Below are 23,184 nucleotides of genomic sequence, written 5' to 3' on the forward strand. Positions count from 1 at the left end.
GCGGGGAGAGCGATATGAGCGAGTCACGAACGAAGACGCTGCTGGCCATGGGACGGCCGGTGGCGGCCCGGCTCGTCACCGGCGAGGTGCGCGACCGCCTGGTCGACATCGCCGATGTGGACCCCGGCCTGGTGGCCGAGGACTTCGCCGATCCGGCCGTGGCCGAGGCGCTGGCCGGCGCCGAGGTGCTCTACACGAGCTGGTGGTGCCCGCCCATCACCGGCGACGTGCTGGCCAGGGCGCCCCGGCTGCGCGCGATCGTGCACGCCGCCGGCACCGTGAAGCACCACGTCACCGAGGCGTGCTGGGAGCGCGGCATCGTGGTGTCGTCCGCCGCGGCGGCCAACGCCGAGCCGGTGGCCGAGTTCACGCTGGCCTCGATCCTGTTCGCCAACAAGCGCGTGCTCGACATCGCCGCGCTCTACCGCGAGCAGCGGGCGCGGATCGACGCGGACACCCGCTTCCCCGGGTTCGGCAACTACCGGCGCACGGTCGGCATCGTCGGGGCCTCCAGGATCGGCCGCCGGGTGATCGAGCTGCTGCGGCCGTTCGAGCTCGACGTGCTCGTCGCGGACCCGTACCTGACGGAGGACCTGGGCGTGCCGCACGTCGGGCTCGACGAGCTGATCGAGCGGAGCGACGTGGTCAGCCTGCACGCGCCCTCGCTCCCGGAGACCAGGCACCTCATCGACGCGGCCCGCCTCGCCCGCATGCGCGACGGCGCCACGCTGATCAACACGGCCAGAGGCGCGCTCGTCGACCAGGACGCGCTCGTCGCCGAGCTGGCCGGCGGGCGGCTGTACGCGGTGATCGACGTGACCGAGCCCGACCCGCTGCCCGCCGACTCGCCCCTCTTCGACCTCCCGAACGTCCTGCTCACCCCGCACATCGCCGGTTCGCTCGGCGGCGAGCTGTCCCGCCTCGCCCACCAGGCGCTGGACGAGCTGTCCAGGTACGCCCAGGGCCTGCCCTTCCGGTACGGCGTCGAAGCGGGGTCGCTGGCGACCAGCGCGTGAGGCCCGTACTGCCGGGGTCCCATGGCGCGGGCCGCGGGTCGGCCCTACGCTGCTCTGCATGCACAAACGGGTGATCGACGGCCGCTTCGAGCTCACGGAGCGGCTCGGTGGCGGGGGCATGGGCCTGGTGTGGCGGGCCTGGGACGTGGCCCTGCACCGCGAGGTCGCGCTCAAGGAAGTACGCCCGCCCGACCCCTCCATGGACGAGCACGACCCGGCGGGCGCCCGCGAGCTGCGTGCCAGGGTGCTGCGCGAGGCCCGCGCCCTGGCCCGGCTGAACCACCCGCACGTGGCCACCATCCACCACATCGTCGACCCGGGCGAGCAGGGCTACCCGTGGATCGTCATGGAGCTGGTCACGGGCGGCTCGCTCCAGGACCGCATCCAGCGCGGGCCCATGGCGCCGCACGAGGTGGCGCGCCTGGGCCGGGAGGTCCTGTCCGCGCTGCGGGCCGCGCACGCCGTCGGCATCCAGCACCGCGACGTCAAGCCCGCCAACGTCCTGTTACGCGAGGACGGCCGGTCGGTGCTCACCGACTTCGGCATCGCGGCGGTACGCGAGTCGACGAGCCTGACGGCCACCGGGTCGTTCATCGGCTCGCCCGAGTACATGGCGCCCGAGCGCATCAACGGCGTCGAGGGCGACCCGGCCTCCGACTTCTGGTCGCTCGGCATGATGCTGTACGTGGCGGTGGAGGGGCGCCACCCGCTGCGCCGGAGCACCACGCTGGCGACCCTGGCCGCCGTGCTCAACCAGGAAGTGCCGCCGCCGGAGCGCGCCGGGGCGCTCGCCCCCGTGCTGAGCGCGCTGCTCAGGCGCGAGCCGGCGGCCCGTCCCGACGCCGAGACCCTCGACCGCATGCTGGCCTCGGCGGCCGACCCCGGCGCGGCGCCGCCCCCGATGCCCGCCGCCCCCGCCCCACCGATGCCGGGCCCGCACGCCCAGGGACCCGCGATGGGCTCCGCGATGGGGCAGGGCCCCGCGATGGGCCCGGGCCCCGCGATGGGCCACGCGACGGGTCCCGCGACGCCCGGGCAGCCGCACGCCGCGCACACGGTGCCGCCCATGGCTGGCCACACAGGACCGCCCATCGCCGGGCACTCCGGGCAGACCATGCCGCCCGGGTACGGGCACGCGCCGCAGCAGCCCCCGTGGGGACCGGCGCCGATCCCGAAGGCGACCACCGTACACTCGCGCCGCCGCGGCGGCGGCCGCACCGTGGGCATCGTGACGTCGGCTGTCGCGGTCACGGTGGCGGGCGTGCTGGTGTGGCAGGTGCTCCCCTCCATGTCGAGGAGCACCACGAAGGACGACCCGTCCGCGCACCCCACCTCGCAGGAGGTCACGGATCCCGAGTCCCCGACCACGGACACGCCTGCCACGCCCGGCAACCTGCACACCCCTTCGGGCATGCGGGCACTGGTCGCCAAGATCAAGACCGAGCTCGGCGGCACCAAGGTCGTCAGGATGACCGTGTACCCCACTTATGCCTCGATCGAGGCACCGGCCAAGGGCAACAAGGCGGTCTACGACACGTACTTCTACCGCGACGGCGCGATCACCCGCTCGAGCGCCGGCGGCAAGATGAGCGGCACGCCTTCCGTGGACCTGCAGAAGTACAACTGGGACGCCCTCCCCGCCCTGTTGAAGAAGGCGAACAAGGACCTCGGCGTCGCCAAGCCGACCTCGCGGTACCTGATCGTGGACCCCGACTACGCGTTCGCCAGCCCGCGCCAGGTGCTGCTCGTCTACGCGTCCGACGACTACGGCTCGGGCTACCTGGTCGCCAACCTCCAGGGCAAGGTGGTCAGGACCTACCCGAGCGAGTAGCGTCAGCAGATCTTCTGGTATCCGCTCTCCGGGATCAGCCGGGTCCACTCCGCCCTGCTCAGCGCCCCGCCCGCCTTGGTGCACACCTCCTGTGCCGCCAGCGCGGGATCGACCGGGCTCTCGCGTACGGTGCCGTCCAGCCCGACACCGCGCAGCCGCTTGCCGTCCTGGGTGAAGGCCGGTCCGGCGGCCCACGAGCCCGCCTGGCCGACCTCCCGCATCGTGCTCGCGTCCCAGAGCGAGGTGTGGGCGGCGTCGATGGCCAGCAGGTCGCCGCCGGGGGAGAAGCGGAGCTCGTCCACCGGGGCCGTGCCCGTCTGGATGGTGCCCCGCGGCTTCCCCTTGCGCAGGTCCCAGAGGAGCACGTGCCCGCCCTCCAGCCCGAACGCCAGCGTGCGCCCGTCGGGGGAGAAGGCGAGCGCGGTCGGCGCGGGTGGGTCCTCCCCGGCGTCGGCGGACCGGTCGAGGTCCAGGGGGGTGACCGCGCCGGTGCGCAGGTCGAGGAGCTTGGCGCCGGCGGCCAGCGTCGAGCCGTCGGGGCTGAAGGCCATCGCCAGGTCGCCCGCGCCCTCGTACGCCTTGATGCGCCGCCCCTTGCCCACGTCCCACGTCTCCAAGGTCCTGCCCCGCGCGGTGGCCAGCGTGTCGCCGGCGGGGGAGAGGGCCACGGCGAGCACGTCGCCGCCCGCGTCGATGGCGGCGACCCGCCGGCTGCTGGTCACCTCCCACACGGTCACCGGGTCGCCCGCGACGGCGAGCAGCCGGCCGTCGGCGTCGAAGGCCAGGTCACCGGCGGCGGCGATGCGGCCGAGCGGCTTGCGCTCCACGGTGTCGGTCAGCTCGATGGAGTCGCCGACCTCCTTGGCGGCGACCCGCCCGTTGCCGGAGAAGGCGGCGGAGGGGCCGTCCTCGGACGGCACGGGCAGCCCCGAGACGTCGAGCGAGACGACGGAGCCGGTGCCGCTCAGGTAGCGCAGCGACTGTCCGTCGGCGGAGAAGGCCAGACCGCGCTCGGGGTTCCTGAGAGGGTAGGCGCCCGCGAGGCGGCGTTCGGCGACGTTCCAGACCCGGACCTCGCCGTCGCCGGGCAGGGCGAGCAGGCGCCCGTCGGGACTGAAGGCGGGCGGGTCGGCCGAGGTGTGCCCGAGGGAGTCGGCGCCGACCACCTCGACGCCGCGCGCCGCCTCTTGGGCGGTGCGCCCGTCCGCCCGGAACATCTCGGGCGTTCCGGACGCGGCGGGGTTCGGCGTGGTCGCCCGCTTGGGGGAGACGGGGCTCGGGGACGTGGCCGGCACGAGCGTGATCCCGTCGCGCCCGGCCACGGCCAGCGTCGCCCCGTCGGGGCTGAACGCCAGGGCGGGCGCCGCCGCGTCCGCCCCGGTGGGCGGCTGGACCGAGACGGTGCCGGTCCTGGTCCGCCCTTCCAGCTCCCACAGCTCGACCCGCCCGCTCAGGCTGGAGAAGGCGGCCCTGGTCCCGTCGGCGGACAGCGCCACCTGGCGGTCGGCGACGTCGAACAGCAGCCGCCCGCCCCGGTAGACCCTGGTCCTGTTGCCCTGGCCGATGGCGTAGGTGACCGGCTCTAAGGGCGCGCGCCCCGTGGCCACCTCGAACGGCCGGCCGTCGGCTCCCTCCACGAACCGCCCGTCGTCGCTCAGCACGCTCCCCGGCGGCAGCGGGTACGAGGCGAGCCGCCGCCCGTCGGCCAGGTCCCAGACGGCGACCGTACCGGTGCCCCATTTGACCAGTTGGTCGCCGCGCAGCAGGTAGCGCGCCCGCAGGTCGGCGGCGGGGTCGGTGAACACCCCCAGCTCCGGCTGCACCAGCGAGGCCTGCAAGGCCGCCCGCGCCTCGAACACCGGTGACAGCTTCCAGGCCGCCACGCTCAGCCGCATCGCCGTACGCGGATCGGACGACCGCAGGGCCTCCGCCCTGGCGGCCACGGCCCGCGCGTTGGCCTCGACGAGCTGCCCGCGCAGCTGGTTCTGCCCGTGCACGGACACCACGGCCAGCGTCACGGCGATGGCCAGCACGGCGGCCAGCGCCGCCAGCGCGGGTGCGAGCAGCCTCCTGCGCTGCTTGGACAGGGCCACGCTGTCGTTGACGAAGTCGCGTTCGAGCTGGTTGAGGCGCAGATGGCGGCGCTTGGTCGCGGCCCAGGCGAGCGCCGTGTCGAGCGCCTGGCCGCGGAAGAGGTGGCTCCTGCCGCGCCGGTGCTCGGACCAGTTCCTGGCGGCGTCGCGGATCTCCCGGTGCACGTGCATGCTCTCGCGCTCGTCCTCGACCCAGGCGCGCAGCCGGGGCCAGGCCTGGTAGAGGGCGGCGCTGGCGGGGGCCACCCGCTGGTCGCTGACCGCGACGAGCTTGCCCACGGGCGTCTCGGTCGGCGCCACGCGCACGCTGCGCCGTACCAGGAGACCCGCCTCCATGAGCGGGCCGAGCACGTCGCCCTCGTCGTGCGGGCTGTCGCCGTCGAGCAGGCGCAGCAGCAGCCCCGGCACCTCCACCTGCTGCCGCGGCGTCAGCGCGAGGTACACCTCCTCGGCCACCTCGCCCAGCGAGCGCGGCCCCGCGTGCCCCTCGGGCGGCCGCACGGCTGCCGGGCTCTCGACACGCAGCTCCCGCGCGGCGGGCCGGTCGGAGGGATCCTTGGCCAGGGCACGCCCGACCGGCTCGCGCAGCGGCTCCGGCAGCACGCCGAGGTCGGGGTCGACGGTCAGCAGCCGGTGCATGACCCCGCCCAGGCTCGTCCCGCTGAACGGGTCGTCCCCGGTGGCCGCGAACAGCACCACGGCGCCCCACGCGAACACGTCGGCCGCCGCCCCCGAGTCCCGCCCGGTCAGCACCTCGGGAGCCGTGTACGTGTACGTGCCGCCGGCCGGCACCCCCAGCTCGATCACCTTGGGCCCGTCGGCGGCCAGCAGCACGCTCTCCGGATTGAGCCCCCGGTGCGTCAGACCCGCCTCGTGCAGCGCGCTCAGCGCCGACGCCAGCGCCCCGGCCAGCGCGACCAGCTCGTCGCCCGCGTAGGGGCCGTGCAACAGGACCGCGCGCCGCAGGTCAGGCCCGTCCACGTATTCGCTCACCACGTACGGCACGCCCTCGTCGTCGCCGACGGCGACCACCTCCGCCAGATGGGGGCAGGTGACCCGTTCGAACCGGCGACCGACCTCGCCACGCGGCACCGTCACCGCGAAGCGGCGCCCCTCGTCGTCGTAGGCGTCGTAAACCACGCCGCGCCCGCCCGCGCCGAGTCTGGCCGCCAGCCAAAAGCCGCCAAGCCTCTCGGGGTCACCGGGCACCAAGCGCATCGTCACTGATGCTTAGATGCACGCCACTGCCCAATGGTTGTCCCAAAGACGCCACAGGTCCCCCGCGCGCCTCGGGGGACCCATGCGTCATGATCATTATGCCAGGCTTCCAGATCTTGCCGGCCATTCGTGCCGGAGCACCGACATGAGCACCGCGTCGTGCCACTCGCCGTCCCACAGGAGGGCGTCGCGTTCGACGCCCTCCTCGACGAAGCCGACCTTCTTGTACACGTGCCGCGCCCGTTCGTTGAAGGCGTAGACGCCCAGCCGGATGCGGTGCAGCGGCGTCGTGGCGAAGGCGTGGTCGAGGACCAGCTCGATGGCCTCGGTGCCGTAACCCTTGCCGAAGGCGCGCTCGCCGATGAGCGCTATGCGGAGGTTGCAGGCGAGGTTGTGCGGGTCGAGCTCGTTGAGCACGATCTCGCCGACGTATTCGCCGGCGGCCGTGATCGCCAGGTCGAGCCGGTCGGCGTGGTCCTTCCTGGTGGCGTACCACTGCCGGGCGGCTTCGCGGTCGATCTCGCCGTGCGAGCCCGTCAGGCGGCCCACCTCGGGGTCGGAGACCAGCTCGAAGAGGCCGTCGACATGCTCGGGGCCGACCGGGCACAGGGTCACGCGGTCACCCGTCAGGGTGGGCTTCTCGGCGAACATCCCCTTTGGCTATCAGTGCCGATCGCCCTCGGGCAAACCCATTTCCCGCAGCGTGGCGTCCCGTACCTGCTCGGGGGTCAGCTCGCCGACGTCGCATCTCAGGTCCGCCACCTCCCGGAAGAACGGCTCGCGGCGGGCCCGCATGGCGGCGGGGCCGAAGTCGGGGCGGTGGCTGCTCGACTTCATCCGCCGCGCCAGCACCTCGTCGGAGGCGTCCACCCAGACCACGAACGCCTTGGCCAGCGCCTCGCGCACCTCGGGGAACTCGACCGTGCTGGCCGCCGCCGCGATGACCTCCGGCTCGCCGGCCAACTGGTGCAGCACGTGGTCGGCCTCGTAGCGGTGCAGGGCGTCCGCGCCCTCGCGCTCGGCGATCTGCGCGGCGGTGCCGCCGTAGCGCTCCATGAGGAACGGATCGCTGTCGCTGAACGGCAGGCCGAGCGCCTCCGCGATCAACCGGCCGGCGCTCGACTTACCTGAGCCCATAAGCCCGACCAGTACGACTGGTTTGTTTTTCGACATGTGGATAGAGGTTCCTTCGTGTCAAGGAGGTAAATCTGATGACCATCGCCGGAAGCATCATCCTCATCATGCTCGGCGCGATCCTCACCTGGGCCGTCGAGTTCGACCTCGCCGGTCTCGACATCAACGTAGTGGGGGTCATCCTCATGCTCGGCGGCCTCGTCGGTCTGCTGTTCGGCATCTACAGGATCAGCGTCACCCGCAGGGCGGTCGGACCCATCGACGAGCCGGTTCACCGTCATGAGGTCTACGAGGAGCCTGAAGCCCGCAGGACCACCGTGTACGAGGAGCGCCGCCGCTACGACGAACCACCGCTGTAGGAGGTGAATCGACATGCCAGCTGTTGAAGAGCTGCCGTCGACCATCAAACGTTCGCCGAAGAAGGCACAGAACACGTGGATCAAGGCGCACGACAACGCCGTCAAGGAGTACGGCGAGGGTCGGCGCGCCCACATGACGGCGTTCGCCGCGCTGAAGCACTCTTTCGAGAAGGTAGGCGACCACTGGGAGCCGAAGCCGAAGAAGGGGCCTTCCGACGAGAGGGCGGCGATGACCCGGCCGGGGAAGGCCACCGAGATGGCCCGGGCCGGGAAGGCCGCGGTGACCCGGACCGCCAAGGCCGCGATGACGCGAACCACCCAGACGGCCGCCAAGACGGCCGAGGGCGTCAACGCCAACGCCACCAAGGAGCACCTGCAGAAGCTGGCCGCCAGGCTGGACGTGCGAGGCCGGTCCAAGATGACCAAGCAGGAGCTGGTGAACGCCATCAAGAAGGCGAACAGGAAACTGACGGCGAAGGCTCGGACCCGCTGACGGGAGGCGTCCCGGTCACGGGTCCGCGCCAAGAGGGAGGGCCGGGGGCATGGTGCCCATCGGCCCTCACTCATGTCCGGCCCAACCGTCACAGGAGCCGCTTGACCGCCTCGGCGATCGCGTGGCGGTCGATGCCGGCGTCGGCCAGTTGCTCCTCGGGAGTCGCGGATCCGGGCAGGCCCGTCACGGCCAGCTTCACCACCCGCGGCCCCAGCTCGCTGACCGCGTCCATCACCGCGTCGCCGAGCCCGCCCTCCAGCCGGTGGTCCTCCACCGTGATCAGGTTGCCCGTGGTGGTGGCCGCCTCGACCAGCACGGCCGTGTCGATCGGCTTGACCGAGTACAGGTCGATCACCCCCACCGGGATCCCGGCCTCCCGCAGCTCGTCGGCCGCGGCCAGCGCCTCGTGCACGGTCACGCCCGCGGCCACGACCGTGGCCCGGTCGTTGGGCGAGTGCCGCAGCACCCGCGACCCGCCCACGGGGAACCGCTCTTCCGGCGGGTAGATGACGGGCGTCTCGCCGCGCGTGGTGCGCAGGTAGGAGACGCCTTCGACGTCCGCCAGCTCGGCGGTCAGCGCCGCCGTCTGGTTGGCGTCGCACGGGTAGAGCACGGTGCTGCCGTGAACGGCCCGCAGCATCGCCAGGTCCTCCAGGCCCATCTGGGACGGCCCGTCCTCGCCGATCGCCACCCCCGCGTGCGACCCCACGAGCCGGATCGACGCCCTGCTCACACCGGCCATCCTGATGAAGTCGTACGCCCTGGTCAGGAACGCCGCGAACGTGGCCGCGTACGGCTTCCACCCGCGCACCTGCAGGCCGACGGCGGCGGCCACGAGCTGCTGCTCGGCGATGTACATCTCGAAGAACCGCTCGGGGAACTCCTTCCCGAACGCCTCCGTTTTCGTCGAGTCCGCCACCTCGCCGTCCAGCGCGACGACGTCCCCGCGCGCCGCGCCGAGCGCCGCCAGCGCCTCCCCGAACGCCGTCCGCGTGGCCGCCTTGTCACCCACCTTGTACGCGGGCAGGTTCATCGGCCTGGTCTCGAACCGGTACGGCGCCGCCGGCGCCTCGGGTTTGTGCACCTCGACCCGAAGGTCCCGCCGGCCGCCCAGCTCCTCGACGGCCTTGTCCGGCTCCTTGAGCGGCTTGCCGTGGGCCCCTTCGCGGTTCTCGACCTCCAGGGCCCCCTCGCCCTTGCGCGTCTTGGCCAGGATCACGGTCGGCCGGCGGCGGGTGTTGCGGGCGTCGCTGAGCGCGTAGTCGATCTGCCCGGGATCGTGCCCGTCGATCTCGATCGTGTGCCACCCGAACGCCCCGAACCTGCGCGCGTAGGCCCCCGTGTCCCATCCGTGCCGGGTGGGCCCGCGCTGGCCGAGGCGGTTCACGTCCACGATCGCGGTCAGGTTGGCCAGGCCCTCGCAGCCCGCGTGCTCGGCCGCCTCCCAGATGGATCCCTCGGCGAGCTCGCTGTCCCCGCAGAGCACCCACACCCGGTACGGCATCCGCTCCAGCCGCCCGGCCATGGCCACCCCGACCCCGACCGGCAAGCCCTGCCCGAGGGAGCCGGTGGCCACGTCCACCCAGGGCAGCCGCGGCGTCGGATGCCCCTCCAACCGGCTGCCCCGACGGCGGAAGGTCAGGAGCTCCTTGTCGTCGACGACCCCCGCCGCCTTGAAGAGCGCATAGAGCAGGGGGGACGCGTGTCCCTTCGAGAAGATCAAGTGGTCGTTGGCGGGGTTGTCCGGGTTCTCGAAGTCGTAGTGCAGGTGACACGCGAAGAGCACGGCCATCAGATCGGCCGCCGACATCGACGAGGTCGGATGGCCGGACCCGGCCTCCGCGGCCGCCCGCACGGAGTCGACCCGAAGTTGCGCGGCCAGCTCGGTCAGGTACTGAAGATCGCGCTCAGGCATCATGACCTCCTCGGAAGCGGTTTCCCGCCGCCTACCCCGCCAGGCCCGCTTAAGTCAGATCGGTCAGGGGGACGGGGGCCGGCTCATCGCCCGCGCAGGCGCAGTGCGGCCCAGACGGCGGCCGCGCCTCCGGCCAGCGCGAGGAGGACCGGGCCACGGCGCTGCGACAGCCAGAGCTGGGGGCTGTGGGCGTGGGAGCGCGCGTCGAACGAGCCGTGGGCGCCGTAGTCCACGTCCTCGTCCGCCGGCTCCCACAGGTTGGCGACGCCGCCGGCCGGCTTCTCGTCCGTCTGCTGGGACCGGGCGCCGGTCCTGGCCAGGTAGCGGTCCACCAGCGCCGGTGCCACCCGCTGGGCCAGGAGGGTGGCGACCGTGCTGGCGCCGACCCAGTACTCCTTGCGCTCGGGGTGCTCGGCCGCGTACACGATGGCCCTGGCGGCCACCTCCGGCTGGTAGATCGGGGGGACCGGCTGCGGGTGGCGCCGCAGCTTGGACAGCACCCAGTCGAACTGAGGGGTGTTGAGCGCGGGCAGTTGCACCAGCGTGATGTCGATGCCGCTGCGGTCGGCCAGCAGCTCGGTGCGGACCGACTCCGTGAACCCCTTGACCGCGTGCTTGGCGCCGCAGTACGCCGACTGCAGCGGGATGCCGCGCTGCGACAGCGCCGAGCCGGTCTGGACGATCACCCCCGCGTTGCGCGGGCGCATGAGGTCCAGGGCCACCTTCGTGCCCCAGACGTAGCCCAGGTACGTCACCGCGGTGGTGCGGGCGTACTCATCGGGGGAGATGTCGGTGAATCTGGCGAAGACGGAGGAGAAGGCGGTGTTGATCCAGACGGAAATGGGCCCCATCTCCGCCTCTATGCGCTCGGCCGCCCTCCGCACCTGGTCGTAGTCGGCCATGTCGGCCTCGTATACCTGGCCGGTGCCTCCTTCCACGCCCACGTCCACGGCGGCGGCGCCCAGCCCGGTCGTGCCCCGGGCGATGAGCGCCACCTTCGCGCCTTGGTGCCCGAGCTGCCGGACGACCGCGCGCCCGACCCCGCCACTGGCACCCGTCACCACCACTACGCGCCCTTCAAGTGGTGTCATTTCGTGATCAGCCCGCCTCTCCGTCCTGTCGCAGCTTCTGGCGTCGCACGGCCAGTGCGATGTCGACCACCGTGATCAGGCCCACCACGAGCGCGATTCCCGTCATGACGGGCGCCCCGACGATGATCCCGAGCACCGCGAACGCGAACATGAACACCAGCAAGAACGACCCGATCCTGATGTGCGCCACGTCGCGGGGCGTCGCGGGCACCATGGGATGCCCCTTGGTGTCCCGCTCCTCGTGCCACTTTCCGTTGTCAGGCATGTCCCTGTTATCAGACATGCCGCCCACCTGCCCGTTCTGTTTGGCCCTTAACGTCAGGGGTAGCCGCCGTGCGTGCCCAAGCTGCGTCCCAGTGATCAGAGCGAGCCGGGGATCGTACGGAGGCGTCGCGGGCGTGGGTTCAGCTATCAGGGGCCTGACGGGCTTGCGGTGCGCGACCAGGCCACGCTGGCCCGCATCAAGGCGCTGGCCATTCCCCCGGCCTGGACCGACGTGTGGATCTGCACGTCCCCCCACGGCCACCTGCAGGCCGTGGGCACGGACGCGGCCGGGCGCAGGCAGTACCGCTACCACGACCTGTGGCGCGAGCAGCAGAACCAGGCCAAGTTCGACCGCGTGCTGGAGGTGGCCGAGCGGCTGCCCGAGTTCAGGAAGGCCGTGGACATCCAGCTCGACGGCCGCGGCCTGACCAGGCAGCGGGTGCTGGCCGCCGCGGCCCGCCTGCTCGACGTCGGCTTCTTCCGCATCGGCGGCGAGAACTACGACACCTTCGGGCTGGCCACGCTCAGGATGGACCACCTCACCTGCTCGAACGGCCTGATCACCTGCTCCTACCAGGCCAAGGGGGACATCGCCCGCGAGGTGGAGGTGGCCGATCCCGGAGTCTGCAAGGTGCTCAGGGCGCTCAAGGCGCTCGGCGTGGAGGGCGAGCTGCTGCGCTACCGGCGGCGCGCGGGCGGCTGGGGCTACATCAGGAGCGATGACATCAACGACTACCTGCGCGAGACCATCGGGTACGAGGTCACCGCCAAGGACTTCCGGACCTGGCACGCCACCGTCCTGGCCGCCGTGGGCCTGGCGGTCTCCAAGCCCGCCGGCCAGAAGAAACGCGCGGTGGCCCGGGTCATGCGGGAGGTCGCCGAATATCTGGGCAACACGCCCACGGTGGCCAGGGCGTCGTACGTGGATCCGCGGGTGGTCGAGGCGTACGACCAGGACAGGACCATCGCGGCCGCGCTGACCGAGCTGGGTGCGGACGCCGATTTCGGGCAACTGGCCACGGTGGGCCCGGTGGAACAGGCGGTTATTGACCTTATCCGTGCCGTTTGAGGTGTTAATCCCGGGGCATGCGGCGACAGAAGAAGGAGGCGAGCGATGGAAGCTCCGCAGTACGTCGCGGCCCGCGTCCAGCAGGCGCTGGCCGAGGACGGACGCACGCACGAGCTCGGAATCCGCGTCGACATACGAGGCGATCAGCTGTTCCTGCGCGGTGAGGTCAGCGGGACAGGACAGCGCGAGCGGCTCGGCCAGGTGGCGCACGAGGCCGCGCCCGAGCTTCACCTGCACAACGAGATCAAGGTCGTGGAGGCCAGTGAGCCGGGGGAGGATGAGCGTCTTGACTGACCTGCGTATCGCGGCCGTCGGAGACATCCACCTGGGGGAGGACGACAGAGGCCAGTACCGCAAGAGACTGGTGGGCATCGAGGAACGCGCGGACGTGCTCATGCTGGCCGGGGACCTGACCAGGCACGGCACCCTGGAGGAGGGGCGGGTGGTGGCCGACGAGCTGCGCAGCCTGCCGATCCCCGTCGTGGCGGTGCTCGGCAACCATGACTACCACTCCGACCTGCAGTACGAGATCGCCGGCGAGCTGCGCGACGCGGGCGTCGTCGTCCTCGACGACGACGGCGCCGTCGTCCAGTGCGGCGACAGGAAGCTGGGCGTGGTCGGCGGGAAGGGGTTCGGCGGCGGGTTCGCGGGCAAGTGCGCCAGCGAGTTCGGCGAGCGGGAGATCAAGAACTTCGTCGCCCACACCCGCTACATCGCCGAGTCCTGGAAGGTCGCGCTGAAGGAGATCGTGGCCGAGAAGCGGGTGGTGCTGTCGCACTACTCCCCGATCAAGGAGACGCTGGAGGGGGAGCCGCACGAGATCTACCCCTTCCTGGGCAGCTACCTGCTGGCGGAGGCGGTCGACACGGCGGGCGCCGACCTGATCCTGCACGGCCACGCGCACAAGGGCAGCGAGAAGGGCATGACGCCGGGCGGCATCAGGGTCCGTAACGTGGCGCTGCCGGTGCTGGGCCGGGCCTACGCCGTCTACTGCCTCGACTGCGAGACCGGGTTCTGATCGGGTTTCTACAGGACCTTCGCCGCCAGGAGGCAGATGTCGTCCTCGGCGTTCTCCCCGCCCAGCCGCTTGAGCAGACAGCTGATCAGCTCCTCGGGATCGTCTCCGGCGCACAGGTGCGCGGCCTGGACCAGCGCGTCCATGCCGGCCTCCAGGTCCTGCCCGCGCCGCTCGACGATCCCGTCGGTGTAGAGCAGGAGCACGTCGCCGGGTTCCAGCCGCGTGGTGGTCAGGCCGTACTCGGTGGCGTCGAACGCCCCCAGCATCGTCCCCGAGGACCCCTCCACCAGCGCGGCCCTGCCGTTCCTGAGCAGCACCGGGGCGGGGTGCCCGGCGTTCGTCCAGGCGTAGGTGCGCTCCTTCGGGTCGAAGTGGCCGACGATCGTCGTGCCCGTGACCGTGACGGCCTCGTTCGCGTGCACGATGAGGTCGTTCAGCCAGGTGGTGAGCCGGCCCGCGTCCGCCCCCGTGTAGGCCAGCCCGCCCAGGCCCGAGCGCATCTGCAGCATGATGCTGGCCGCGGTCAGCCCGTGGCCCATGGCGTCGCCGATCGCCAGCAGCACCCGGCCGTCGGGGATGAGGCCGGCCTTGAACCAGTCGCCGCCGAGCCGGGCGAGCTCCTCGCCGGGCAGGTAGCGGACGCCGACGGTCAGGCCGGGCAGATGGATGAGGCCGCGGCGCATCGGCATGATCGTGTTCTGCAGCTGGACGGTGATCCGGTGCTCTTCTTCCGCCCGTTGGCGCTGCCAGTGGGCCTGCTCGTGCGCCACGGCCAGGGCCCGCTCCCTGCGGCGGTTCTTGGTCACGTCCTGGGCCAGGCAGCGCACCTTGACCGGCAGGCCGTCGGTGTCGAGGATCGGCTCGCTGAACACGCTGAGATGCCGGACCCCGTGCCGGTGCTGGATCCTGAACTCGGTCTCCACCGCCTCCCTGAACTCCAGCAGGGAGTGCATCATGTCCTCGACGATCGGCAGGTCCTCGGGCACGACGATGCCGGGCAACTCTTCGAGGGCCATGGGCCCGTCGTCGCGGTCGCGGCCGAACATCTCGTACATCGCGGGGGTCCAGAGCGTGCGCTCGGTGGCCAGGTTCCACTCGCCCCAGCCCAGCTCGGCCAGGCGCTGGGCGCGTTCCCAGCCGGAGACCAGCAGCTCCTCGTCGTCAAGCGTCCGCCAGCTCACCAGCAGCCCGTCGTCCACGCGGGACGCGCGCACGCTCAGCGTGGCGGGCCAGAGCAGGTAGTCCAGCACCTCGACGTATTCGAGCGGCTCGCGGTGCACCGTCCCGCCGGTCTCGTACACGGCGATGTAGTCGTCGAGCAGCCCCGAGCTGGCCACGCCCGGAGTGACCGCCATGAGGCGGCACCCGGCCAGCTCGCCGGCGGGGCGCCCGGACACGGTCCTGGCGTGCCGGTTGGCCGCCAGGATGCGGAAGTCGACCACGCGGCCCAGCGAGTCTTTGACGGGGGTGAGGTAAAGGGCCGAGGCGTGGACGGCCTCCAGCATCCCGCGTACCCAGGCGGGCACTTCGAGCGCCTGCGCCGGTTCCTCGGGCGGACGCTCGATGCCCTTGGCGACGTCGATCAGGTCGAGGCCGCTGTGATGCGCCATTCTGGCGAGCTGCTCGGCGGCCTCCCCTGGGCGGATGTTGAGCTCGGTCGCCAGCCGGGCAGTGGCTTCGTCGAGTATGGCTTCGGAGCGCCGGTGGTGTCGCAGCCGCGCCAGTTGTTCACGTACTCTCGCCGAGGCCGCGCCGGTTTCGAAGCGGCGGAACGGCGGATATTTGTTCACACGCTCCCCATGCCCTCGGGAGCGCGGAACTTACACGTTGAAGATGCTGACTCCGCCAGGTCCGACCAGGAATCCGAGGACGATGAGCACGATCCCCCAGAGGAGGTCGCGCCTGGCCAGGATCACGTAGATCCCGGAGATGACGAGTATTACCGCGATGATCCAAAGCAAAGTAGCCATGGGTCTGCCTCTGCCCTGAGGGGGGTTCGCGTAACATGTTTTTTCCTTAATCAATGGGCAAGAGACCCCGCCGTCCAACGCCTAGTTGACGATCGTTTGGGTAGCCCGAAAACATGACGAGCCACGGCCACGCTGTCACCGACGCCATTCTCGACACGCTCAAGCGTGCCAGCACAGGGCTGAAGGACGCCGGAGTGAAATTCGCGCTGGCCGGCGGATGCGCAGCGTATGCGAGAGGCGCCGCACCCTCACTGCACGACGTCGACTTCATGCTGACGGAGCACGACGTGCCGACCGCGCTGGAGGCGCTGCGCGGGATCGGCTTCCAGACGGCCAAGCCGCCGGAGGACTGGCTGGTCAAGGCGTACGACGAGGGACGGCTGGTGGACCTGATCTTCCGGGTGTCCGACCAGCCGATCACCGACGAGCTGCTGGACCGGGCCGAGCCGCTGAAGGCGTCCGCCGTGATCGTGCCCGTGCTGGAGGCCACCGACCTGGTCATCTCGTGGCTGCTGCCGCTGTCTGAGCACGCCTGCGACTACGGGGCGCTGCTGGCCCAGGTGCGCGCGCTGCGCGAGCAGGTCGACTGGCCGCGCGTGGCCGCCGTGCTGCAGGACTCGCCGTACGCGATGACGTTCATCACGCTCCTGGAGCGGCTGGACGTGCTGAAGGGCCCGATCGAGCCGAAGGGCGACCCGAAGTGGCCGTGATCCGCGGCGAGCAGCCGTGATACGCGGCTGGCGGCCGTGATACGCGGCGAAAGGACACGCGCGAAGGGCCGCGCCCCCCGGGGGCGTGGCCCTTCTGTTGCGGCACGGAGGTTACGCGAACCGGCCGTAGTAGTCGCCTAGCCGCGTCCGGTACTCGGGTTCCTTGAACGTGCCCTCGTCGAACTCGGGCGCGTCCTTGATCTCGGCCTTGGTGCGCGCCACGTACACGTTGCGCTCCTGAGGGTCGATGCTCGTGACGACCTGTGCCGGGAGCATGACCTTCTTACCGAAGATCCAAGGACCGGTGTCGACGATGATGTAGCTCTCGCCGACCTCGTACGTCGCCTCGTCGACGGACCCGATCTTCCCATCGGTCGCCTGGACGTGGTAGCCAACGAGATCCAGGGGTTGGCCGCGGTCGTAGACGTCAGCTCGATAGTTCCAGAGCTCCATGTGGGCTCTCTCCCTCTCTTCTTCCGTCTTGTTCGGGCACGTCTTCTGCTACCCGGGGACGGCCGCGTAAACGTCTTGCAAAGCGCTTGCATGCAGGCGAGCGGCAAGCGGCCGGGCGCACCCTCTCCATGACAGGAGGGGGTGGAACCCATGCGAACCAGCTCAGACCGGCTGTACGAGATCGACGGCCTCCGGCTGCTGGCGGCGCTCTGCGTCGTGCTCTTCCACTACACGTTCTCCGGCTGGGCCGGCGGCACGAGCCCGGTGGCCTTCGCCGCCGAGAGCTCCTGGTCCAAGTACGGCTACCTGGGCGTGGACCTGTTCTTCCTGATCAGCGGATTCGTGGTGCTGATGAGCGCGTGGGGCAGGAGCCCGCGCTCGTTCCTGGCGTCACGGGCCGTGCGGCTCTATCCCGCGTACTGGGTGGGCATCGCGGTCACGGCCGTGGTCACCGTGACGCTGGGGCAGGGACTGTTCCAGGTGACGCTGTCGCAGGTGCTGGCGAACCTGACGATGTTCCAGGCGGCGCCGGACGTCGCGAACGTGGACGTCGTCTACTGGACGCTCTGGGCCGAGATGCGGTTCTACTTCCTCATCCTGGCCCTCACCTGGATCGGCATGACGCGCGGCCGGGTCATGGCGGGGCTGTGGGGCTGGCTGGGGCTGACGTTCGCGGTGGAGACGGGGCTGCTGCCCGGGTTCGCCGACCTGATCGTGCAGTCGGAGTTCTCCCACTACTTCATCGCGGGGATGGCCCTGTTCATGCTCTACAAGTTCGGGCTGAACCTCCAGATCGCCTTGCTGGTGCCGGTCTGCCTGGGCAACGCGGTTTACCGGGCCATCGGGTACGCCGACGCCGTCGGCTCGCGGTACGCGGTGTCGTACTCACACACGGTGATCACCTGCGTGGTCGTGCTCGTCTTCCTCGTCATGACGCTCGTGGCGTTGCGGGCCACCCGCCTGCTGGGCAGGCCGTGGCTGGTGACGGCCGGCGCGCTCACGTACCCGCTCTACCTGCTGCACGCGCACATCGGGTTCATCCTGTTCAACCGGGTGGGGGACGCGGTGAACAAGTACGTGCTGCTGGTCGCGCTCGTCGTGGTCATGTGCGGGGCGGCGTACCTGGTGCACAGGTTCGTGGAGCGGCCGCTCGCGCCCGCGTTCAAGCGCCTGCTGTCCGGCCGGCCGGTCGCTCCGTCACTGGGTGTGCTCGTCGCGGGGCGTCCGACAATCTGACGTGTTCTTCCCGTTAAGCCGCCAAGTGCGACTACGATCCCGGTCAAAGCAGGCAAAGGGGGCGGGGTTGAGTCTCAGCGGAGAGTACGAGTGGGCTCCTCCTGGGGTCGACCCGACGCGGCCCAGCGTGGCCCGCGTACACGACGCGCTGCTCGGCGGCATGGAGAACTACGCCGCCGACCGTTCGGTGGCCCGCAAGCTGAAGGACACGGTGCCCGAGGTGGTGGACCTCGTCTGGTGCAACCGCGCCTTCATCGGCAGAGTCGTGGACTTCCTCATCCGCGAGGCCGGGATCAGGCAGATCATCGACCTGGGCGCCGGGCTGCCCACGGTGGAGAACACGCACGAGGTGGCCCAGTTCGCCGACCCCAGGGCCAGGGTGGTGTACGTCGACAACGACCCCATGGTCGAGCCGCACGCCCGCGCCATCCTGAACGGCAACCCGTACGCCGACGCCATCACCGCCGACGTCCGCGACGTGGACGCCGTCCTCGCCCACCCCTCGCTGCGCCGCCTGATCGACCCGGCCCAGCCCACGGCGATCCTGATCATCGGCCTGCTGCACCTGCTGCCGGACCAGGACGACCCGCACGGGCTGGTCCGGCGCTACATGTCCGCGCTGCCGAAGGGCAGTTACCTGGCCGCCTCCAACATGATGGCCTCGGCCAACCCCAAGACCCAGGCGCTGGAGGCCATGCTCCACGTCACCATGGGCACCGGGCACTTCCGCGACCGGGACTCCATCGCCGCGTACTTCGACGGGCTGGTGCTGGTGGAGCCCGGGGTGGTGCACTTCCCCGAGTGGCATCCGGACGAGCGCCTCCCCGGTCCGCTGGCCACCTGGGAACAACTCCTCCTGGGCGGCGTAGCCCGCAAACCCTAGCCCCCGGCCCGCCCCCGTCCTCCACCCTCCCCACCGCCGGCCTTCGTCCACCCCCCCCGCCCGTCCGGCCCTCCGTCCGCCCCGCCCGCCTGGCACGGCGTCCTGCCAAAGGGACACCGGCCGAAGTACGGCGGTTCGCGCGCCACGCTAGGGTGAGCGAGTGCACCGACGTCTGATCTGCTCCCCGCCGCCCGCCCTCTAGCGGGCGGCACTCCCTGAGATTCCGGGTCTGACCGATCCGGGGGTGGTTGCTGCCCGCACACCGGGCCCATTCCAACCACTCCATTCGGAGCACTCCTGTCATGACCCATGTCTCCACCCGGCGGGGCGCCCTTTACGTGTCCGTGGCCGCGACCGCCTGGGGCACGGGCGGCGCCGCCGGTTCGCTGCTCTTCGAGTCCGGCGGCCTCGGCGCCGTCGGCGTCTCCCTCTGGCGCTACCTCCTCGGCGCCGCCTTCCTCCTCGTCCTGGCCCGCCGCCCTGTCGTGATCAACAGTCGGATCCTGCTCATCGGCGCCGGAATGGCCGTCTACCAGACCGCGTACTTCGCCGCGATCGCCCACTCCGGCGTGGCCATCGCGACCGTGGTGACGATGGGCGCCACCCCCGTCTTCACCGCGCTGGGCAGCCGCTTCCTCCTCCGCGAGCCACTCGGCCGCGTCGCGCTCACCGCCCTCGCCACCGCCCTGATCGGGCTCGTCCTCCTCACCGGGGAGACCGCGCTGCAGTCCCGCGCGTCCTCCATCGCGGGCATCGGCCTTGCCCTGCTCTCGGCCGCCGGGTACGCCGGAGTCACGATCCTCTCCCGCAGGCACGGGGACGACGACGCGCAGGGCGTGGCGATCGGCGGGTTCGTGGTCGGGGCGGTGTGCCTGGCGCCGTTCGCGCTGGTGGAAGGGGTCGTGCCGAACGTGAGCCTGTCGTCCGTGGCGCTGCTGCTCTACCTGGGCGCGGTGCCGACCGCGCTCGCGTACGGCCTGTTCTTCCGCGCCCTGACCGCGCTGCGCGCCACCACGGTGTCGATCATCTCGCTCGGCGAGGCCGTGGGTGCGGCGCTGCTCGGCGTGGTGCTGTTCGGGGAGCGGCTCACACCTCTTGCCTGGTCGGGGTGCGTGCTGTTGCTGGCCGCTGTCACAGTTCTCGCCGTACGGGCTGAATCCGGGTGACTCGGACATGAGCGATGTGGCGGTGCAGCGTCCCGGATGAGCTAATGTCCGGTACGGCGGCGCTTGCCGTAACGTCGCTCCGCTCCCCTCCCTTGTAAGAGGGAACGGTGTCGGCGAAGCGTGCGTTGGAGGAACTGTGGCCTCGATAAAGGGAATTATCAGGAATCTCCTGGATCGTCCAGGAGGGGTGCCCCTGACCTCTTATCAGAAGATTGTCAAGGCGGCGGAAGGTCGCGCCGAGCGGTTGCGCAAGCTCGACGAGCTGCCCGAGCCGAAGATGGACGATCTGGCCGAGTTCTGCGCCATCGCACGCGAGGCCGCCGACAGGACGCTGGGCCTGCGGCCGTACGACGTGCAGTTGCTCGGCACATTGGCCCTCCTCGACGGGAAGGTCGCCGAGATGGCCACCGGCGAGGGCAAGACGCTGTCGGGCGCCATGGCGGCGGCGGGCTACGCGCTGCAGGGCAAGCATGTCCACGTGATCTCGGTGAACGACTATCTGGCCAGGCGTGACGCCGAGTGGATGGGGCCGTTCTACGAGGCGCTCGGCGTCACCGTGGGCTGGATCGGCCAGAACTCCACGCCGGAGGAGCGGCGCGAGGCGTACGCCAAGGACGTCACGTACGGGCCCGTCAGCGAGATCGGGTTCGACGTGCTGCGCGACCGGCTCCGCACGGCCGCCGACGAGATCATCGTGCCCGCGCCCGAGGTCGCCCTGATCGACGAGGCCGACTCCGTGCTGGTCGACGAGGCTCGCGTGCCGCTCGTGATGGCCGGGTCCACCGACCCGGGCAACGCGGTGCCGGAGATGGCGGCGCTGGTCAGGCAGCTCGTACGCGGCTACCACTACGAGATCGACGAGCAGGCCCGCAACGTCTACCTCACCCCCAAGGGCGCCGACAGCGTCGAGAACCTCCTCGGCGTCGAGCTCTACGACGAGCACGAGCCCGGCGCGCTCATCGAGCTCAACCTGGCCCTGCACGCCCACGCGCTGCTCGCCCGCGACGTCGACTACATCGTGCGCGACGGCAAGGTCCAGCTGATCAACCCCTCGCGCGGCCGGGTGGCGCTGCTCCAGCGCTGGCCCGACGGCCTGCAGGCGGCCGTGGAGGCCAAGGAGGCGCTGCCGCCGAGCGAGAAGGGCGAGATCCTCGACTCGATCACCGTTCAGGGCCTGATCCGCCGCTACCCGGAGATCTGCGGCATGACGGGCACGGCGGTGGCGGTCAGCGAGCAGCTCGGCGAGTTCTACGGCCTCAAGGTCGCCGTCATCCCGCCCAACCGCCCCTGCGTGCGCGAGGACGAACCCGACCGCATCTACCCGACCGTCCCCGACAAGGACGCCGCGCTGGTCGAGGAGATCCAGGAGATCCACGCCACCGGCCGGCCGATCCTCATCGGCACGCTCGACGTCGCCGAATCGGAGAACCTCGCCAAGCTCCTCCAGCGCCGTGGCATGGAGCCGGTCGTCCTCAACGCCAAGAACGACGCGGAAGAGGCCGCGATCATCGCCAAGGCGGGGGAGCGCGACGCCATCACCGTCTCCACCCAGATGGCCGGGCGCGGCACCGACATCCGCCTCGGGGACGGCGTCGCCGAGCTGGGCGGCCTGTACGTGATCGGCTCGGGCCGCCACGCCAGCAGCCGCCTCGACGACCAGCTGCGCGGCCGCGCCGGCCGCCAGGGCGATCCCGGCGGCTCTGTCTTCTTCGTCAGCACGCAGGACGACCTGATCACCCAGTTCGTCCCCGACGAGCGCCCGCCCGCCGCCGACCCCGACGGCATCGTCCGCCACCGGCGCGGTGCGTACCTCGTCGGCCACGCCCAGCGCGTCGCCGAGGGCGTCAACCTGGAGATCCACCGCAACACGTGGCGTTACACCCGCCTCCTGGAGCACCAGCGCGAGCTCATCCTGGAGTGGCGCGACAAGGTCCTGCACGGCGACTCCGCCTCCAAGGCCCTGTCCACGGCCGATCCCGAACGCTGGGAGACCCTCCCGGAGGACACCAGGGACGAGACAGCCCGCCAGATCGTCCTGCACGCGATCGACCGCTGCTGGACCGAGCACCTGGCGTTCCTGACGGACCTGCGCGAGGGCATCCACCTGCGGGCGCTGGGCCGGATGAGCCCGATCGACGAGTTCCACCGGGAGGCGGTGGCCGAGTACAAGTCGCTGCTGGCGGAGGTGGAGCGGCGCTCGCTGGAGTCCTTCGAGGAGCCCGAGCCGGACCTGAAGCGGCCGACGGCCACCTGGACGTACCTGGTGCAGGACAACCCGTTCGGCACAGAGTGGGACCGCATCCTCAAGCGCGTGACGGCCGCCACTCGGCGCGGCTAGCCGTACCTGACAGAAGATGACAGGTACGGCTGGAACCCTGTACTCATGACGACGAAAGCAAAGCTCCTGGCCGTTACCCTCGACTGCGCGGAGCCCAAGAAGCTGGCCGAGTTCTACCACGAGATCACGGGGTGGGAGATCCAGTACGCGGAGGACGAGTACGCGGCCGTGGGGAACGGGACCACCAGCATCTACTTCGGCCGGATCCCCGACCGCAAGCCGGTGACCTGGCCGAGCTCCGACAAGCAGTTCCACCTGGACTTCCGGGTGCCGGACGTGGAGAAGGCGGCGGAGGAGTATGTCGCGTTGGGGGCGACGAAGCCCGAGTTCCAGCCGGGGATCACGGAGGACGGCGTCGGCTGGATCGTCCTCCAGGACCCCGCCGGCCACCTCTTCTGCGTCTGCCCCGACCGCTCCTGACCCCTTCCGACCCCCGACCCGATCAGCCCGGCAACAACCTGCCCGGCCATACGCCCCGTCGTGCCTGGCCCCTGCCAGGCACGACGGACCCTCCGACAAGGCGGCCCTGGCTGGGGTATGACGGCGCTCCGAGCATGGCGGCCTGCTTGGGTATTACCGGCCCTTCAAGCATGGCGGCTCTGCCGGGGACCGACAGCGCTCTTGGCATGGGCGGCCCTGCCTGGGTATGACGGCGCTCTGAGCATGGCACCCTGCCCGTGCATGACCCCCTGAGTATGGCGGCCTGCCGAGCGCAACGGTCCTCTGGACACGGCGGTCTATTTGGCGTGACGGCCCTTTGAACACGCCGGCCCGTCAGCCGTGACGCTCGCCCCGGCACGGCCGCCTCTCCTCCTCGCCACCTTTCGCTCCTCAAGCCGTACCACCGCGCCGCCGCCACCGCGCCGCCGCCACCGCGCCGCCGCCACCGCGCCGCCGCCACCGCGCCGCCGCCACCGCGCCGCCGCC

At 71.1% G+C, this 23,184-nt stretch carries 22 protein-coding genes; 13 read left to right on the forward strand and 9 right to left on the reverse strand.

Annotated elements, in window-relative coordinates; translation table 11 throughout:
- Positions 1-14: 14 nt before the first annotated feature.
- Positions 15-1,016, forward strand: a complete 1,002-nt coding sequence (locus ACFKCF_RS53670; RefSeq protein ID WP_394504165.1) for a hydroxyacid dehydrogenase — start codon at positions 15-17, stop codon at positions 1,014-1,016.
- A gap of 58 nt (positions 1,017-1,074) precedes the next feature.
- Positions 1,075-2,847, forward strand: coding sequence for a protein kinase (locus ACFKCF_RS53675; protein WP_394504167.1), 1,773 nt, complete (start codon positions 1,075-1,077; stop codon positions 2,845-2,847).
- A 2-nt stretch (positions 2,848-2,849) separates the two neighbouring features.
- On the opposite strand, the gene ACFKCF_RS53680 is transcribed toward ACFKCF_RS53675, so the two are convergent.
- The 3 genes from ACFKCF_RS53680 to ACFKCF_RS53690 form a co-directional block, all read right to left on the reverse strand.
- Positions 2,850-6,158, reverse strand: a complete 3,309-nt coding sequence (locus tag ACFKCF_RS53680; protein ID WP_394504195.1) for a protein kinase — start codon at positions 6,156-6,158, stop codon at positions 2,850-2,852.
- A gap of 96 nt (positions 6,159-6,254) precedes the next feature.
- Positions 6,255-6,809 (reverse strand): GNAT family N-acetyltransferase, encoded by a 555-nt coding sequence (locus ACFKCF_RS53685; protein ID WP_394504169.1) that lies wholly within the window; start codon positions 6,807-6,809, stop codon positions 6,255-6,257.
- A gap of 12 nt (positions 6,810-6,821) precedes the next feature.
- Positions 6,822-7,331 (reverse strand): shikimate kinase, encoded by a 510-nt coding sequence (locus ACFKCF_RS53690; RefSeq protein WP_394504171.1) that lies wholly within the window; start codon positions 7,329-7,331, stop codon positions 6,822-6,824.
- Positions 7,332-7,369: 38 nt separating this feature from the next.
- Here ACFKCF_RS53690 and ACFKCF_RS53695 point away from each other — a divergent pair, with 38 nt between their 5' ends.
- Both ACFKCF_RS53695 and ACFKCF_RS53700 read left to right on the forward strand, forming a co-directional pair.
- Positions 7,370-7,651 carry a hypothetical protein gene (locus ACFKCF_RS53695; protein WP_192787484.1) on the forward strand — a complete coding sequence of 94 codons (282 nt, stop codon included), beginning with the start codon at positions 7,370-7,372 and terminating at the stop codon, positions 7,649-7,651.
- Positions 7,652-7,664: 13 nt separating this feature from the next.
- Positions 7,665-8,144: a ChaB family protein gene (locus ACFKCF_RS53700; protein WP_394504172.1), complete on the forward strand. Its 480-nt coding sequence runs from the start codon at positions 7,665-7,667 to the stop codon at positions 8,142-8,144.
- A gap of 88 nt (positions 8,145-8,232) precedes the next feature.
- Here ACFKCF_RS53700 and ACFKCF_RS53705 read toward each other — a convergent pair whose 3' ends face one another.
- The 3 genes from ACFKCF_RS53705 to ACFKCF_RS53715 form a co-directional block, all read right to left on the reverse strand.
- Positions 8,233-10,059, reverse strand: a complete 1,827-nt coding sequence (locus tag ACFKCF_RS53705) for a transketolase (protein ID WP_394504174.1) — start codon at positions 10,057-10,059, stop codon at positions 8,233-8,235.
- A gap of 83 nt (positions 10,060-10,142) precedes the next feature.
- Positions 10,143-11,150: an SDR family oxidoreductase gene (locus ACFKCF_RS53710; protein WP_394504176.1), complete on the reverse strand. Its 1,008-nt coding sequence runs from the start codon at positions 11,148-11,150 to the stop codon at positions 10,143-10,145.
- Between the two features lie 7 nt (positions 11,151-11,157).
- Positions 11,158-11,415: a hypothetical protein gene (locus tag ACFKCF_RS53715; RefSeq protein WP_394504177.1), complete on the reverse strand. Its 258-nt coding sequence runs from the start codon at positions 11,413-11,415 to the stop codon at positions 11,158-11,160.
- 72 nt (positions 11,416-11,487) lie between these two features.
- Here ACFKCF_RS53715 and ACFKCF_RS53720 point away from each other — a divergent pair, with 72 nt between their 5' ends.
- Genes ACFKCF_RS53720 through ACFKCF_RS53730 form a run of 3 tightly spaced genes read left to right on the forward strand, consistent with a single transcriptional unit; the run spans position 11,488 to position 13,501 of the window.
- Positions 11,488-12,483 carry a DNA topoisomerase IB gene (locus ACFKCF_RS53720; protein WP_394504179.1) on the forward strand — a complete coding sequence of 332 codons (996 nt, stop codon included), beginning with the start codon at positions 11,488-11,490 and terminating at the stop codon, positions 12,481-12,483.
- Between the two features lie 45 nt (positions 12,484-12,528).
- Positions 12,529-12,777, forward strand: a complete 249-nt coding sequence (locus ACFKCF_RS53725; RefSeq protein WP_394504181.1) for a BON domain-containing protein — start codon at positions 12,529-12,531, stop codon at positions 12,775-12,777.
- Entirely contained in the window at positions 12,770-13,501 is a 732-nt protein-coding gene (locus ACFKCF_RS53730; protein ID WP_350728244.1) for a metallophosphoesterase, read from the forward strand. Before ACFKCF_RS53725 ends, ACFKCF_RS53730 begins: the two co-directional genes overlap by 8 nt.
- An 8-nt stretch (positions 13,502-13,509) precedes the next feature.
- On the opposite strand, the gene ACFKCF_RS53735 is transcribed toward ACFKCF_RS53730, so the two are convergent.
- Together ACFKCF_RS53735 and ACFKCF_RS53740 are read right to left on the reverse strand one after the other, a co-directional pair.
- Positions 13,510-15,291: a PP2C family protein-serine/threonine phosphatase gene (locus ACFKCF_RS53735; RefSeq protein ID WP_394504183.1), complete on the reverse strand. Its 1,782-nt coding sequence runs from the start codon at positions 15,289-15,291 to the stop codon at positions 13,510-13,512.
- Positions 15,292-15,321: 30 nt separating this feature from the next.
- Positions 15,322-15,471 (reverse strand): GPGG-motif small membrane protein, encoded by a 150-nt coding sequence (locus ACFKCF_RS53740; protein ID WP_165959640.1) that lies wholly within the window; start codon positions 15,469-15,471, stop codon positions 15,322-15,324.
- A gap of 113 nt (positions 15,472-15,584) precedes the next feature.
- Here ACFKCF_RS53740 and ACFKCF_RS53745 point away from each other — a divergent pair, with 113 nt between their 5' ends.
- Positions 15,585-16,181, forward strand: coding sequence for a nucleotidyltransferase (locus tag ACFKCF_RS53745; RefSeq protein WP_185067950.1), 597 nt, complete (start codon positions 15,585-15,587; stop codon positions 16,179-16,181).
- A gap of 111 nt (positions 16,182-16,292) precedes the next feature.
- On the opposite strand, the gene ACFKCF_RS53750 is transcribed toward ACFKCF_RS53745, so the two are convergent.
- A complete protein-coding gene (locus tag ACFKCF_RS53750) occupies positions 16,293-16,634 on the reverse strand; it encodes a PRC-barrel domain containing protein (RefSeq protein WP_394504184.1) in 342 nt (113 codons plus the stop codon).
- Between the two features lie 150 nt (positions 16,635-16,784).
- On the opposite strand from ACFKCF_RS53750, the gene ACFKCF_RS53755 reads away from it, so the two are divergent.
- From ACFKCF_RS53755 to ACFKCF_RS53775, 5 genes are all read left to right on the forward strand, one after another.
- A complete protein-coding gene (locus tag ACFKCF_RS53755; RefSeq protein ID WP_394504186.1) occupies positions 16,785-17,870 on the forward strand; it encodes an acyltransferase family protein in 1,086 nt (361 codons plus the stop codon).
- 67 nt (positions 17,871-17,937) lie between these two features.
- Positions 17,938-18,753 (forward strand): SAM-dependent methyltransferase, encoded by an 816-nt coding sequence (locus tag ACFKCF_RS53760; protein WP_394504188.1) that lies wholly within the window; start codon positions 17,938-17,940, stop codon positions 18,751-18,753.
- Positions 18,754-19,055: 302 nt separating this feature from the next.
- Positions 19,056-19,919, forward strand: coding sequence for a DMT family transporter (locus tag ACFKCF_RS53765; RefSeq protein WP_394504190.1), 864 nt, complete (start codon positions 19,056-19,058; stop codon positions 19,917-19,919).
- Positions 19,920-20,106: 187 nt separating this feature from the next.
- On the forward strand, positions 20,107-22,257 hold the full coding sequence (secA2, locus tag ACFKCF_RS53770) for an accessory Sec system translocase SecA2 (protein ID WP_394504191.1): 2,151 nt from the start codon (positions 20,107-20,109) through the stop codon (positions 22,255-22,257).
- A 45-nt stretch (positions 22,258-22,302) separates the two neighbouring features.
- Positions 22,303-22,677, forward strand: a complete 375-nt coding sequence (locus tag ACFKCF_RS53775) for a VOC family protein (protein WP_394504193.1) — start codon at positions 22,303-22,305, stop codon at positions 22,675-22,677.
- Positions 22,678-23,184 lie beyond the last annotated feature (507 nt).

Source organism: Nonomuraea sp. JJY05 (assembly GCF_043496855.1).
GTDB lineage: Bacteria > Actinomycetota > Actinomycetes > Streptosporangiales > Streptosporangiaceae > Nonomuraea.

What these genes read in the sequence shown, in the direction of transcription:
- ACFKCF_RS53680 (WP_394504195.1), bottom strand. Translation starts at nt 6,158, where the DNA reads ATGCGCTTGGTGCCCGGTGACCCCGAGAGGCTTGGCGGCTTTTGGCTG.
- ACFKCF_RS53685 (WP_394504169.1), bottom strand. Translation starts at nt 6,809, where the DNA reads ATGTTCGCCGAGAAGCCCACCCTGACGGGTGACCGCGTGACCCTGTGC.
- ACFKCF_RS53670 (WP_394504165.1), top strand. Translation starts at nt 15, where the DNA reads ATGAGCGAGTCACGAACGAAGACGCTGCTGGCCATGGGACGGCCGGTG.
- ACFKCF_RS53715 (WP_394504177.1), bottom strand. Translation starts at nt 11,415, where the DNA reads ATGCCTGACAACGGAAAGTGGCACGAGGAGCGGGACACCAAGGGGCAT.
- ACFKCF_RS53745 (WP_185067950.1), top strand. Translation starts at nt 15,585, where the DNA reads ATGACGAGCCACGGCCACGCTGTCACCGACGCCATTCTCGACACGCTC.
- ACFKCF_RS53755 (WP_394504186.1), top strand. Translation starts at nt 16,785, where the DNA reads ATGCGAACCAGCTCAGACCGGCTGTACGAGATCGACGGCCTCCGGCTG.
- ACFKCF_RS53750 (WP_394504184.1), bottom strand. Translation starts at nt 16,634, where the DNA reads ATGGAGCTCTGGAACTATCGAGCTGACGTCTACGACCGCGGCCAACCC.
- ACFKCF_RS53775 (WP_394504193.1), top strand. Translation starts at nt 22,303, where the DNA reads ATGACGACGAAAGCAAAGCTCCTGGCCGTTACCCTCGACTGCGCGGAG.
- ACFKCF_RS53710 (WP_394504176.1), bottom strand. Translation starts at nt 11,150, where the DNA reads ATGACACCACTTGAAGGGCGCGTAGTGGTGGTGACGGGTGCCAGTGGC.
- ACFKCF_RS53705 (WP_394504174.1), bottom strand. Translation starts at nt 10,059, where the DNA reads ATGCCTGAGCGCGATCTTCAGTACCTGACCGAGCTGGCCGCGCAACTT.
- ACFKCF_RS53675 (WP_394504167.1), top strand. Translation starts at nt 1,075, where the DNA reads ATGCACAAACGGGTGATCGACGGCCGCTTCGAGCTCACGGAGCGGCTC.
- ACFKCF_RS53690 (WP_394504171.1), bottom strand. Translation starts at nt 7,331, where the DNA reads ATGTCGAAAAACAAACCAGTCGTACTGGTCGGGCTTATGGGCTCAGGT.
- ACFKCF_RS53765 (WP_394504190.1), top strand. Translation starts at nt 19,056, where the DNA reads ATGACCCATGTCTCCACCCGGCGGGGCGCCCTTTACGTGTCCGTGGCC.
- ACFKCF_RS53740 (WP_165959640.1), bottom strand. Translation starts at nt 15,471, where the DNA reads ATGGCTACTTTGCTTTGGATCATCGCGGTAATACTCGTCATCTCCGGG.
- ACFKCF_RS53695 (WP_192787484.1), top strand. Translation starts at nt 7,370, where the DNA reads ATGACCATCGCCGGAAGCATCATCCTCATCATGCTCGGCGCGATCCTC.
- ACFKCF_RS53700 (WP_394504172.1), top strand. Translation starts at nt 7,665, where the DNA reads ATGCCAGCTGTTGAAGAGCTGCCGTCGACCATCAAACGTTCGCCGAAG.
- ACFKCF_RS53725 (WP_394504181.1), top strand. Translation starts at nt 12,529, where the DNA reads ATGGAAGCTCCGCAGTACGTCGCGGCCCGCGTCCAGCAGGCGCTGGCC.